At 57.4% G+C, this 12,134-nt stretch carries 10 protein-coding genes; 5 read left to right on the forward strand and 5 right to left on the reverse strand.

The window, feature by feature from the left end:
• Nucleotides 1–8: 8 nt before the first annotated feature.
• The 4 genes from MWU39_RS10910 to MWU39_RS10925 form a co-directional block, all read right to left on the reverse strand.
• On the reverse strand, nt 9–734 hold the full coding sequence (locus MWU39_RS10910; protein WP_247160019.1) for an ABC transporter ATP-binding protein: 726 nt from the start codon (nt 732–734) through the stop codon (nt 9–11).
• Nucleotides 731–2,050, reverse strand: coding sequence for an efflux RND transporter periplasmic adaptor subunit (locus tag MWU39_RS10915; RefSeq protein ID WP_247160021.1), 1,320 nt, complete (start codon nt 2,048–2,050; stop codon nt 731–733). The genes MWU39_RS10910 and MWU39_RS10915 overlap by 4 nt, the downstream gene beginning before the upstream one ends.
• Entirely contained in the window at nt 2,047–3,396 is a 1,350-nt protein-coding gene (locus MWU39_RS10920; RefSeq protein WP_247160022.1) for a TolC family protein, read from the reverse strand. Before MWU39_RS10920 ends, MWU39_RS10915 begins: the two co-directional genes overlap by 4 nt.
• A 454-nt stretch (nt 3,397–3,850) precedes the next feature.
• Nucleotides 3,851–4,504 carry a TetR/AcrR family transcriptional regulator gene (locus MWU39_RS10925; RefSeq protein ID WP_247160023.1) on the reverse strand — a complete coding sequence of 218 codons (654 nt, stop codon included), beginning with the start codon at nt 4,502–4,504 and terminating at the stop codon, nt 3,851–3,853.
• A gap of 124 nt (nt 4,505–4,628) precedes the next feature.
• On the opposite strand from MWU39_RS10925, the gene MWU39_RS10930 reads away from it, so the two are divergent.
• From MWU39_RS10930 to MWU39_RS10945, 4 genes are all read left to right on the forward strand, one after another.
• Complete coding sequence (locus MWU39_RS10930; RefSeq protein WP_247160025.1) at nt 4,629–6,974, forward strand: TonB-dependent receptor; 2,346 nt, start codon at nt 4,629–4,631, stop codon at nt 6,972–6,974.
• Between the two features lie 101 nt (nt 6,975–7,075).
• The gene (gene serS / locus MWU39_RS10935) at nt 7,076–8,353 is read left to right on the forward strand and encodes a serine--tRNA ligase (RefSeq protein WP_247160026.1); all 1,278 of its coding nucleotides are present in this window, start codon (nt 7,076–7,078) and stop codon (nt 8,351–8,353) included.
• Complete coding sequence (gene surE, locus MWU39_RS10940) at nt 8,353–9,117, forward strand: 5'/3'-nucleotidase SurE (protein ID WP_247160027.1); 765 nt, start codon at nt 8,353–8,355, stop codon at nt 9,115–9,117. Before serS ends, surE begins: the two co-directional genes overlap by 1 nt.
• Before the next feature lie 20 nt (nt 9,118–9,137).
• On the forward strand, nt 9,138–10,235 hold the full coding sequence (locus tag MWU39_RS10945; RefSeq protein ID WP_247160028.1) for a potassium channel family protein: 1,098 nt from the start codon (nt 9,138–9,140) through the stop codon (nt 10,233–10,235).
• 11 nt (nt 10,236–10,246) lie between these two features.
• Here the strand turns inward: MWU39_RS10945 and MWU39_RS10950 are convergent, their stop codons facing one another.
• Entirely contained in the window at nt 10,247–10,666 is a 420-nt protein-coding gene (locus MWU39_RS10950; protein WP_247160029.1) for a DUF1761 domain-containing protein, read from the reverse strand.
• 79 nt (nt 10,667–10,745) lie between these two features.
• Between MWU39_RS10950 and rimO the strand changes: the two genes are divergently transcribed.
• The gene (gene rimO, locus MWU39_RS10955; protein ID WP_247160030.1) at nt 10,746–12,122 is read left to right on the forward strand and encodes a 30S ribosomal protein S12 methylthiotransferase RimO; all 1,377 of its coding nucleotides are present in this window, start codon (nt 10,746–10,748) and stop codon (nt 12,120–12,122) included.
• Nucleotides 12,123–12,134: the final 12 nt, after the last annotated feature.

The following is a 12,134-nucleotide window of genomic DNA, read 5'->3' on the forward strand; positions in this document are numbered from 1 at the left end:
GCCAAACATCAGGCGTGATCCCCGATTGCGCCTTCGACACTGCGCGTGCCGCGTTCTGTCCGTTCAACCAGACCATCGCGGAAATGGATGATGGTTTTGGCAAATGCAGCCATCTCTTGCTCATGCGTCACCATGATAACCGTGATACCGCCGGAGTTAAGCCGGGCCAGCAGCTCCATAATCTCAACAGACCTCTCAGTGTCCAGATTTCCGGTTGGCTCATCCGCCAGCAAGACGCTTGGGTCAGAAACCAACGCGCGGGCAATGGCTACGCGCTGTTGCTGCCCACCCGATAACTCGGCCGGAGTATGCGTCGCCCATGGCGCGAGACCAACCTGATCCAGAGCGTGCATTGCTGCATCCCGCCGAACCGATTTCTTCTCACCGCGATAGAGTAACGGCAATTCAACGTTTTCGAGCGCGGTTGTCCGCGAGAGCAGATTGAACCCTTGAAATACAAATCCAAGGTAGCGCCTGCGCAAGAGACTGCGTTGATCGCGATCAAGCCGCTGAACTTCGACGCCGCGAAAACGGAATATGCCATCGGTTGGCACGTCGAGACAGCCAAGAATATTCATCGTTGTCGACTTGCCCGAGCCCGAAGGTCCCATGATCGCGACAAACTGACCTTCATCGATCGTCAGATCCACGCCCTTTAAAGCTTGAAAGGCCGCAGCGCCCGATCCGAACACCTTGGTAATTCCTTCTAGCGCGATGAGCGGGGCTTCACTCATTCAGCTTGCGCTTTCACGCCGGTTACGACCTTTGCTCCGACTTCAAGTTCGTTCGATGTGACGGCGGTCAGCCGTCCGTCACTTCTGCCGGTCACAACCTGAACTGCGCGCAAGGTGCCGTCTTCCTGCAATATCTGCACTTGTTGTTTGCTGCCGACACCGATGCCCGCTTCCTGCTCTTGTTCTTCCAGCCCCACGCTCACCGAGAGCACACCTCCTTCTTCCTCATCTTCACGATCAGGGCGGAACCGCAGCGCAGCGTTGGGGACGAGCAAAGTTTTGCCCGTGGAATCGATCGCCACAGTTGCGGTTGCTGTCATTCCCGGACGGAGCAAACCTTCCGGATTCTGGACGATCAAGCGCGCTTCATAGCTCACCACCGCTCCTCCAGCCGCCGCAGCGCCCGGCGTTTCAACCGTATTGGCAGATGCGAGGTCGACACGCTGAACCTGCGCTGGAAACCGGCGCCCCGGATAAGCATCGACTGTAAACGTTGCCTCCTGACCCGCTTCGACTTGACCGACATCAGCCTCATCAATCGAAACCCGTAGCTGCATCGCAGCGAGATCTTCCGCGATCACAAACAGCGTCACAGTGTTGAAGCTGGCGACAACAGTCTGACCGGGTTCAATTTGGCGTGCGAGGACAACCCCGGTGACGGGCGCGCGGATAACCGCCCGGCTTCGCGTAGTCAGGTTGGCCCGCAAAGTCGCTTGAGCGGCTTGTATGTTGGCTTGAGCGGACCTGACGGCCGCCTGATCCCGCGCAACGGCCGCCTCTGCCTGTTCGAACTCAATCTGCGAAGGCACGCGCCCGCCGGAGAGTTCCCGAACTTCCTTGAGCCGGGTCAACTGAGCCTTATTCACATCAAGCGTAGCTTTCGCCTGAAGAAGACCGGCCTGTGCCGCATTAAGGTTAGCCCGCGCTTGCGCGATCTGCTGATCAATAATCTCGGTATTGATCACCGCAATCACCTGACCGCGCGTCACTTGATCGTTTACATCGACCAATACCCGTTCCACCGGGCCGTTCACTTCTGAGCCGACGGTTACTTGGTTGGTCGGCCGCAAATTGCCAGTTGCCGTGACTGTCAGGTCCAGCGAACCTTCAGTCAATTCCTCGGTGATGTAAGACACGCCGGCATCGCCGCCGGAACATCGCGAAATCGCTAAAAGCAGCAACACAATGATGAGCGCAGGCAGCCAGAATTTCATCCAACGGCGCCAACGCGGGCGTTCTTTCTGACCCAAAAACTCGTCGACACTTTCAGGTTCGTCGTTTTCGATCGGTTCAGAATTATCCGATGCCATGCTCATTGCCCACTGTTCCCTTCAAGGATCATGTTTTCGGCTGGCAGACGCCAACCTCCGCCCATCGAACGCGCCAATCGAATGTACGCTGCCGCGCGAGCGGCTTTGGCCGAAACTTCGGCCGTACGTGCGTTCAACAGCTGACTTTCGGCGCTAAGCAAAACCTGAAAGTCGATAAGTCCGGCTTGATACTGGCTACGACCCAGCAGCGCCGCGTTGCGCGCGCCTTCGCTCGCTTCACCCAAGCTGATCACCCGCTCGTTACTCGCTTTGAGGTCAAACGATGCAGTCTCGACATCCTCCAACGCGACCAGAATGGATTGACGCCATGCCGCCAGCGATCCATCCGCGACAGCCTCTGCCGTTTCGATCTGCGCCCGTGTGCGCCCGCCATCGAACAACAATTGCGTAACGCCCGCCAATACATTGCCCGTGATGACATCAAACAGATCACCGACGCCGAATGACGTACTACCAATAGACCCCGTTAAGCGGACAAGCGGATACAATTGTGCCCGAGCGACCCCGATACGCTCCATATCAGCAGCAAGCTGCAATTCCGCAGCTCTGACATCTGGCCGCATCCGCAATGTGTCTGCGGGAGCACTAAGCGCGACAGAACTGATCGCCGAGGGAACGCCGCGTTGATCAGAAAGCAGCGCGTTGTAGACATCACCGGGCGCTTCACCAATCAGAGTTGAGATCGCGTTGGCTGTCGCGACAAGATCGCTTTCAAGCAAAGGAATGGATGCTGCGGTCTGCGCTCTTTGGGTCCGTGCCTGTTCGACATCCAGGCTGGAAACCAGCCCTGCCTGATTGCGCCATTGCGCGATCATCAGATTGTCGTCCTGATTGGCGAGCGAGGCGCGAGAAATCTCAAGCTGCGCCGCAATCGACCGTGCCGTGACAACTTGGGTCGCAACCGTGGCGATGATCACGCGCTCGGCATCAGCAGCAGTGTACCCCGCGGCGCGAAAATTCGCACGGGAAGCATCAATCGATCCGCTGATCCTGCCAAACAGATCTGCATCCCACGAGACGTCGGCATTGACTGAGAATTGAGCTTCGTCGCGCGCAAAGTCACCGATTTCACGCCCAATACCGCCACCTGCCGAAGCGGACGGTAGACGCGCCGATCGCGCGTCGCGCAACCCGGCCTTCGCAGCTCGCAAACGCGCCAATGCTTGGGCAATGTCGAGATTGCCCGTTCGGGCGCGAGCCACGTATTCGTCTATGAGCGGGTCATCAAGCCGATGCCAGTAAGCAGCAAGTTCAATCTGCTCCCCTGCGACATCCGGAAATGCCCATTGCTCCGGAATTGGCAAAGCTTGCTCAAGCGTCGGAGCGTCCATTCTCGGGAGCGAGCAAGCCTGCAACGACGAAAAGAGCAAAAGCGAAACGGTGAAAGCAGTGACACGCGAAGTGTGATTGCGGCGTATTCCCGTCAATTCTCTTACCCCCTCAGACCAGCATGCATCGTGGCACCTATTGTCGGATAAGCAAGCCCTTGCAACGCATCGCGGGAAATTCTGTCGAAGGCAATTCTCAAAGCTAGCCCTACTTAGTAACCCAAGGTACCAGCACAAAGGCGCAAGGTGGTCTGCGAGTTGTATGCGTAGATGGTGCAAGAAAACGCGCCTTGCACTTAGCGGCGGCGTTGCTCGGTGGTCCATAGACTCCGCCGTTATCGAGCCGCTCGGACAGCGAGCATGACATCGCGTGGCTGCAGCCACTGCAGATATACCTCCAAAAACCTAGCCCCATCTATCGCGACCAAAACAAGGCGCGCTTGCCAGCGCCGTTCAGCTATTTCCGCACAACACCTTGGGAAAGGAGGCGATTGACCACGCCAGCAATGTCTTCGGCCGAATGCTGCGCCCCCTTATCGTTATCGCCCCAAACCGCGAAGCGGAGGCCGACGAAGACGTTCATGCCCATAATCGCCCAAGCTTCGATTTCGCCAAGGTCATCGCGGAACTCACCCGTCTTTGAGGCGATAGCCAGGCGCCCTTTGATCCGCTCAGCGATCGTTTCATAATGCGTGCGATAACTCTCCGGGTCGACGAATTCAGACTCATCGATGATTCGGTAGATTTCCTTGTGCTCGCGGGCAAAATCCAGAAATGCCGCCAGCGCTGCACGCTCAATCTCTAACGCATCCATATCGTCCGACAACGCAGCCCGAGCGCTGCTTTTCACAGTGGCGCTCATGTCGGCGACAAGCGCGCGGAACAGCGCGTCCTTGCTATCGAAATAGGTGTAGAAACTGCCAAGCGCGACGCCAGCGCGCCGCGTGATGGAGCTCACGGAAGCTTCGTGAAAGCCTTTCTCACCAAACTCGATCGCCGAGGCATCGAGCAGTTTCCGCAATGTCTTGCGCCCACGCTCCGTCCGCGGGGCCTTGCCTACGCTTGCGCTCTGACCGTCGCTGTCCGCTTTGGTCTTTGTCTGACTGCTCATGCGCACTCCCGCCCGCTTTCTTTCCTGACGCCTAGGCAGGTTCTTCGCTTCACACAAGTCTGAACTTGAAAGTTGGTTCAACTTTCAATATTGGGCACGATACAGGTTTGGAGAGGACCCCGAAATGATCAATACGACTATGACGCGCGCTTTGCTTTTGGTTGGATGCGCGGGTGTGGCTTCGATGGCCGCGCCAGCAATCGCTCAGGACAATTCGGATGGTTCCGGCGACGAAGCTACTGAGGCGCAAGGCCCGGGTATCATCGTTACCGCGCGCCGCCGCGAAGAGGCATTGCTGGATGTTCCGCTCTCGGTAACGGCATTGACCGGAGAAGCTTTGGAACAGCAGGGTATCCAAGACATCACTCAGGTCGCCCAGCAGGTGCCGAATATCACACTGGAGGTGAGCCGCGGCACCAACACCACCTTAACCGCGTTTATTCGCGGGGTCGGTCAGCAGGATCCTGTCGCGGGTTTTGAAGCGGGCGTCGGCCTCTATGTCGATGACGTATATATCAACCGTCCGCAGGCCGCCGTCCTCGATGTCTATGATGTCGAACGGATCGAGGTTCTGCGGGGTCCGCAAGGCACGCTTTACGGACGGAACACCATTGGCGGAGCGATCAAATACGTCACGGCAGAACTTCCTGACGATCCAAGCCTTTCCGTTCGCGGGACCTACGGCTCCTACGACCAAGCCGATCTCATCATAACCGCTTCCACGCCGATCAGCGATAGCCTGAAGATCGGTGCCAGCGGGGCACGCCTTTCTCGCGGCGGATTTGGTGAAAACCTCAATCTAGGCACGGAGAACTACAACAAGGATGTGTGGGCCGCGCGCGGCACCATAGAGTTCGACAACGGCCCGATTTTCGTACGTCTATCGGGCGACTACGTGCTCGACCAAAGCGAAGCGCGGCAAGGTTCGCGGCTCATCACCAGCCTGTTCACCGGGGCGCCCGTTCTCGACAGCGTCTTTGACACGCGTGCGGGGCTGGACGTGGTCGATCAGGAAGTCGAAGCCTATGGCGGCGCGCTTAACATCGCGATCGAGCTGTCCGACACGCTGACGCTCAAATCGATCACTGGCTACCGCGAGGATAGCTCTACTACTCCAATCGATTTCGATAGCCTTCCCGGCGCCGATCTCGACGTTCCGGCAATTTACGAAAACGACCAGTTCAGTCAGGAACTGCAGCTGCTTTACGAAGGGGACAGGCTGTCCGGGGTTTTCGGTGCCTATTACCTAAGTGCCAATGCGTTCACTGCGTTTGACGTGGCTTTGTTCAACACTGGCACATTGATTAACCTGCCGGGACTTAACGCCCAAACACTGGGTGACGTGGGTACAGAGACTTGGTCGGTCTTCGGTGACTTCACCTATGACCTGACGGACAGTCTGAGCATCTCGGTGGGCGGTCGCTACACCAACGACAAACGCACCAGCCGTGTGCTTCGTACGACCTTTATCGGCGGGTTTTCTGATCTGTTCGTCCCTAACAGCCCGGCGATCCCGATTGCTGTCACCAGCGATTTTCAAGGCAGCGAGACGTTCGAGGATTTCAATCCACGCGCCTCGATCAGCTGGAAACCTGACGCAAATCACAATCTCTACTTTACCTATTCTCAGGGCTTCAAAGGCGGCGGATTCGACCCGCGCGGCCAGACGACCGCAGCCCCTGATCTTGATGGCGATGGCGACATTGACTTCGACGATCAGTTTGAATTTCTCCGCTTCGCGCCGGAAACGGTCGACAGTTATGAGCTCGGCTGGAAAGCGTCCTTGCTCGATAATCGTCTAAATATCTCGCTCGCGGCGTTCCTTGGGCAATATGACAACGTGCAAATCCCCGGTTCGATCGGATTCGACTCAACCGGTGATGGGGTAAATGACAGCTTTATCGGCATCACATCTAACGCAGCATCGGCGGACGTGAATGGCTTTGAATTCGAAGGCAGCGCACTTGTGGGCCGCGATTTCGCCGGCGATGGCAGCCGTTTCAATGTGAACTGGTCGCTCGGTGTGCTTGATGCCAATTTCAACACCTTCATCGATGCTTTTGGCGTCGATGTGGCCGACAGCCGCGTTTTCCAGAACACGCCAGAGATCACCGGTCATATGGGCTTTGTCCTTGGCCTACCAGTGGCGAGCGGTATGGTCGATTTCCTCGGCAGCGCCTCGCTCCGTTCGGATGCCAGCCAATTTGAAACGCCTAATCCGTTTCTGGATCAGGATGGTTTTGTTCTGGTCGATGCAAGCGTGGTTTACACCCTCGACAGCGGCCTGTTCTCCATCGGCGTTCACGGCAAGAACTTGCTGGACAAGGAATACATCGTCGCGGGCTACAACTTTGTAACTGGCGGCACAGGCGGCGTTCCGTTTGCGCCGACACTCGGCCTCGAAGGTACGCTTACCGGCTTCTACGGCGACCCGCGCAGGATCTTTGTGACGGCTGAAATCAACTTCTAACCTGTCTCTCGAAGGGGCCGGAAACCTTCCCGAAAAAACTCTCCGGCCCCGCCCCTACGAACTCTTTCAATCGTCAAGCGAAGCGGGCATAGGCTCAAACTATGCACGACATTCGATTTATCCGAGAGAACCCCGAAGCATTTGACGCAGCAATGGCACGGCGCGGGCTTGCCCCTGTATCGCCGGAGATTCTGGCGCTGGACGAGGAACGTCGCGCGATTGCGACCAAGCTGCAGGAAGCACAAAGCCGCCGCAACGAGGCCTCCAAAGCCATCGGCAAAGCCATGGGTCAAGGCGACACCGAACAAGCCGAAAAGCTGAAAGCCGAAGTAAGCGAACTCAAGCATTCGATGCCCGCGCTTGAAGAAGAAGAGCGCGAAGTCGCAACGAAGCTCGAAACGGTGATGCTGAATCTTCCCAATATGCTTGCTGCAAGTGTTCCTGACGGTGAGGGCGAAGAAGACAACGTCTATCTCCGTGAATGGGGCGAAAAGCCGAACTTCGCCTTCGAACCGAAAGAACATGCCGATATCGCGCCAGCGCTGGGCATGGACTTTGAAACCGGCACGAAAATTTCCGGAGCGCGTTTCACATTTTTGCGCGGAGCGATGTCACGTCTGCACCGCGCGCTTGGCCAGTTCATGCTCGACACGAACACGAGCGAGCACGGCTATACAGAGTGCAATCCGCCGCTGTTGATCAATGAAGAAGCGGGATATGGCACAGGTCAGCTTCCCAAATTTGCCGAAGATCTTTTCCGCACAACGGACGGCCGCCTACTGATCTCCACTTCGGAAATGACACTGGGTAATTCCTTCCGCGAGCAAATCTTCGCGGAAAGCGATTTCCCAATGCGGATTACCGCGCTCACGCCTTGTTTTCGCTCTGAAGCGGGCGCAGCTGGTAGAGACACGCGCGGGTTTATTCGTCAGCATCAGTTTGAGAAGGTTGAGCTAATCAGCGCGGCATTGCCCGAACAAGCGGCGGAAGAACACGAACGGATTACCGGCATTGCCGAAGGCCTGCTGCGTTCGCTTGGTCTGCATTACCGCGTCATGGAGCTGTGTTCTGGCGATATGGGCAACATGATGAAGACCTATGACTTGGAAGTCTGGCTTCCGGGACAAGGCGCCTATCGCGAGATCAGCTCTTGTTCCGATGGCGGAACATTCCAGCCGCGCAGGATGAATGCGCGTTACCGCCCAGAAGGTTCGAAAAAGAGCGAGTATTTTCATTTGCTCAACGGCTCCGGCCTTGCGGTGGGTCGTACGTTGGTGGCGATTATCGAGAATTACCAGCAGGCCGATGGAAGCGTGCTCGTACCGGAGGCCTTGCATCCCTATATGGGCGGTGTGACGAAGCTGGAACCTATCGCCTGATGCGCATTTTGCTAACCAATGACGATGGCTATCATGCGCCCGGTTTTGAGGTGCTCGAAAAGATCGCCCGGCAATTCTCTGACGACATCTGGATTTGCGCACCGTCGGAGGAGCAATCGGGTGCAGGCCACTCACTGACACTGAACAGACCCGTACGGCTACAGCAATTCGCCGAGCGCCGGTTTGCGGTGACAGGCACGCCGACAGACAGCGTGATGATGGCATTGCGCGAAGTTATGGACGGACCACCCGATCTGGTCCTGTCCGGCGTCAATCGCGGGGCCAATCTGGGCGATGACATCACCTATTCCGGCACTGTTTCTGCGGCCATCGAAGGCGCGCTGGCGGGCATTCGTTCGATTGCACTCAGTCAGGTTTATGCCCGCGAAGGCATGGCGGACACGGTGCCTTTCGGCGCCGCCTTGGAGTTGGGCGCGAAAGTGATCGAACCGCTGCTCGATGCACCGTTCGAACCGCGTACTCTGGTGAATGTGAATTTCCCGCCGCTTCCCGCCAGCGAAGTAAAAGGCATTCGCGTCGTGCGCCAAGGGTTCCATGATTATTCGCGCGGCAGCGTGGTTGAGGGCAAAGACCCTCGCGGTTATCGCTATTTCTGGTTCGGCCTCCACGCGATCGAGCACACGCTGGACCATGGCACCGATCTTGAAGCAATTGACGATGGATATGTGTCTGTCACCCCGCTTCAGCTTGACCTGACCCACCATGCATCGCTTAATGCGATGGCAGAGCGGTTTGAGGGGTAAGCCGCGAGGCTAGGGCATTCATGGCAAAAAAGAAGATCGACAGGATTGGGTCCGGCAAATCAGACCGGGTGGTTGCTGCTAGCAAGTTTAAGCCGCTGCGGCGGGCCGTCAAAATTCCTGTCTGGGGCGATTTGAGCATTCGCCTGGGCTTGGCGCTGTTTCTCATTGGTATTGTGGTGTTCATCCACTGGCTCGACCGCGATGGCTTGGTGGATAGCGTCGATGGCGAAGTAAGTTTCCTCGACATCGTCTATTTCACGATGATCTCAATCACGACGACCGGTTTTGGCGATATCGCCCCGGTCACCGACAGTGCGCGATTGATCGAAGCCGTAATCGTCACACCGATCCGCTTTGCGGTCTTTTTCATTTTCGTGGGCACCGCCTACAATTTCATTATCAAGCGTAGCTGGGAGAAATGGCGCATGGCCCGTATCCAGGAAAAACTAAGCGATCACGTGGTCGTGCTCGGCTATGGCATCTCAGGATCGCAAAGTGTCGAAGAATTGATCGAGCGCGGCACTGACCCAAACCAGATCGTGGTTGTCGACCCAAGCGAAGAGCGCTTGGCCTCTGCCGAAAAACTTGGCGTCAACATCATGGGCGCGGATGCGACACGCGACGAGACGCTCAAAGCTGTTCGCATTCAGGAAGCGAGCAACGTGCTTGTCTCCGCCGGACGAGACGATACGTCGATCCTTATCGTGCTGACGGTGCGCCACCTCGCTCCAAAAGTCCCGATCAGCGTGGTTGTGCGCGCTGACGATAACGAACTTCTCGCGCGGCAGGCGGGCGCGAACAATGTCATAAACCCGGTCCGCTTTACCGGCTTGCTGTTAGCCGGATCGGCCAAGGGTGAGCACATCGCCGATTATCTCGCTGATCTCGCATCGGTGAATGGCCGCGTTCAGCTGGTAGAACGGGTCGTGACCAAAGAGGAATGCGGTTGCTCGATTGCCGATCTCAGCAGCGGCGGGCGCGGGCTACGCATCTACCGCAATGGCCGCGCAATCGGCTATTGGGAAGAAGAGTGTCAGAACCTTCAGCCCGGTGATGTGATTGTCGAAATCGTACCGAGCGAAAACGGTACCACTCAGGGTGACGGGCACCCTGAGTAGCTAGGCCGTTGTTAAGGCAGATAGGCGTGAACCAGGCCCATCGCGGTGTAGAATAGCAGCCAATATCCGGCGTCGATGAAGAACAGCGTCTTATTCTTTTGAGAGAACAGATAGTTCGTCCCGATCGCCGGCACGATAAAGCCCAATGCCACGCCGAACGATGTCATCACTTTCGCGAATACTGACAAGTCTGCGCCCAGATCCGCATAGCTTTGAAATGTGTGGGCCAGCGTCCAACTGGCGACGAGCGAAAATGCGAAGGCCCCGCCGTAGATCAGGCCCATGGAGCCTTCTTTGATCTGTTCCTCGGTTAATCCGACAGCTCCCATCCATTTCTTGCCCATGACCGGCCCATACCAGATGCCGCCGACAACAAATCCGCCGAGCGCAGCCAGCACCACGCCGATCCAATTCACATCAAATAGATTCATTGATCCCTCCCATTTGTTTTTGCGTCCCCGTGAAGTGATCTAGCGCAATTGCCCGCCTACGTGTAGGGGCGCGGCCAAGATGAACACTGCAACCACCTCTCTCCCTGACCAGAAACGTGTCGGCATGGTCTCGCTTGGCTGTCCCAAGGCTTTGGTCGATTCCGAACGGATCCTCACGCGCCTTCGCGCCGATGGCTATGCGATGAGCCCCGATTATGCGGGCGCCGATGTCGTGCTCGTCAACACTTGCGGCTTCCTCGACAGCGCGAAGGAAGAAAGCCTTGCCGCGATTGGCGAGGCCATCTCTGAGAATGGCCGCGTGATTGTGACCGGCTGTATGGGCGAAGAGGCCGATGCGATCCGCGCTGCCCATCCTCAGGTTCTCGCCGTCACTGGCGCGCATCAATACGAGCAAGTTGTCGAGGCGGTCCACACCCACGCCCCGCCCTCGCAAGGGCCATATGTCGATCTGATCCCGCAGCCGGACGTCAAGCTGACCCCGCGCCATTACAGCTATCTGAAGATCTCAGAAGGCTGCAATCACTCCTGTTCGTTCTGCATCATCCCCGATCTTCGCGGGAAGCTGGCGAGCCGCCGAATTGATGCCGTGCTGCGCGAAGCAGAAAAGCTGGTCGCAGCGGGCACTAAAGAACTGCTTGTTATCAGCCAGGACACATCGGCCTATGGCGTCGACACAAAACATGATCCGCGCCAATGGAAAGGCCGCGAAGTTCGCGCCCATATGACCGATCTCGCCCGCGAGCTTGGTCAATTTCGCACATCGGATGATGCCGCCCCATGGGTGCGGCTACACTACGTTTATCCCTATCCGCATGTCGACAAGGTCATCCCGCTCATGGCGGAAGGCCTGCTGACGCCGTATCTCGATATCCCGTTTCAGCATGCCGCGCCGAGCGTTCTCAAACGCATGCGCCGCCCGGCGAACGAGGCGAAAGTGCTGGAACGTCTCAAGGGCTGGCGCGACATTTGCCCGGACATCGCCGTGCGATCCTCCTTTGTCGTCGGCTTTCCCGGTGAGACAGAAGATGATTTCAAATACCTGATCGACTGGCTCGAAGAAGCTCAGCTCGACCGCGTCGGCGCGTTCCGGTTCGAACCTGTTGAAGGCGCGAAGGCGAATGACCTGCCCGATCCCGTTCCGGAAGAAATCAAAGAAGAGCGCTACGCTCGATTGATGGAAGTCACCGAGCGGATCAGCGCGGCAAAGCTCACAGCCAAAGTGGGCCGGTCCATTCCAGTCATCATCGATGAAGTTGGCGAGCCCGACGAAGACGGGGACATTGGCGCGACAGGGCGTTCACAAGCCGATGCTCCCGAAATCGATGGAGCGGTCTATCTACGCAATGTCCCGCAGACGCTCACACCTGGAGACATTGTAGACGCGCATATTGAAGAGGCCGACGCACACGATCTCTACGGCGTAATCGCGCCATAGCGGCCGCGTGTC

Origin of the sequence: Erythrobacter sp. F6033, assembly GCF_023016005.1 — a bacterium.
GTDB lineage: Bacteria > Pseudomonadota > Alphaproteobacteria > Sphingomonadales > Sphingomonadaceae > Erythrobacter.

Bases quoted from the DNA above. Each gene is read 5' to 3' on its own strand.
- MWU39_RS10910 (WP_247160019.1), bottom strand. From the start codon at position 734: ATGAGTGAAGCCCCGCTCATCGCGCTAGAAGGAATTACCAAGGTGTTC.
- MWU39_RS10915 (WP_247160021.1), bottom strand. From the start codon at position 2,050: ATGAGCATGGCATCGGATAATTCTGAACCGATCGAAAACGACGAACCT.
- MWU39_RS10920 (WP_247160022.1), bottom strand. From the start codon at position 3,396: ATGGACGCTCCGACGCTTGAGCAAGCTTTGCCAATTCCGGAGCAATGG.
- MWU39_RS10925 (WP_247160023.1), bottom strand. From the start codon at position 4,504: ATGAGCAGTCAGACAAAGACCAAAGCGGACAGCGACGGTCAGAGCGCA.
- MWU39_RS10930 (WP_247160025.1), top strand. From the start codon at position 4,629: ATGATCAATACGACTATGACGCGCGCTTTGCTTTTGGTTGGATGCGCG.
- serS (WP_247160026.1), top strand. From the start codon at position 7,076: ATGCACGACATTCGATTTATCCGAGAGAACCCCGAAGCATTTGACGCA.
- surE (WP_247160027.1), top strand. From the start codon at position 8,353: ATGCGCATTTTGCTAACCAATGACGATGGCTATCATGCGCCCGGTTTT.
- MWU39_RS10945 (WP_247160028.1), top strand. From the start codon at position 9,138: ATGGCAAAAAAGAAGATCGACAGGATTGGGTCCGGCAAATCAGACCGG.
- MWU39_RS10950 (WP_247160029.1), bottom strand. From the start codon at position 10,666: ATGAATCTATTTGATGTGAATTGGATCGGCGTGGTGCTGGCTGCGCTC.
- rimO (WP_247160030.1), top strand. From the start codon at position 10,746: ATGAACACTGCAACCACCTCTCTCCCTGACCAGAAACGTGTCGGCATG.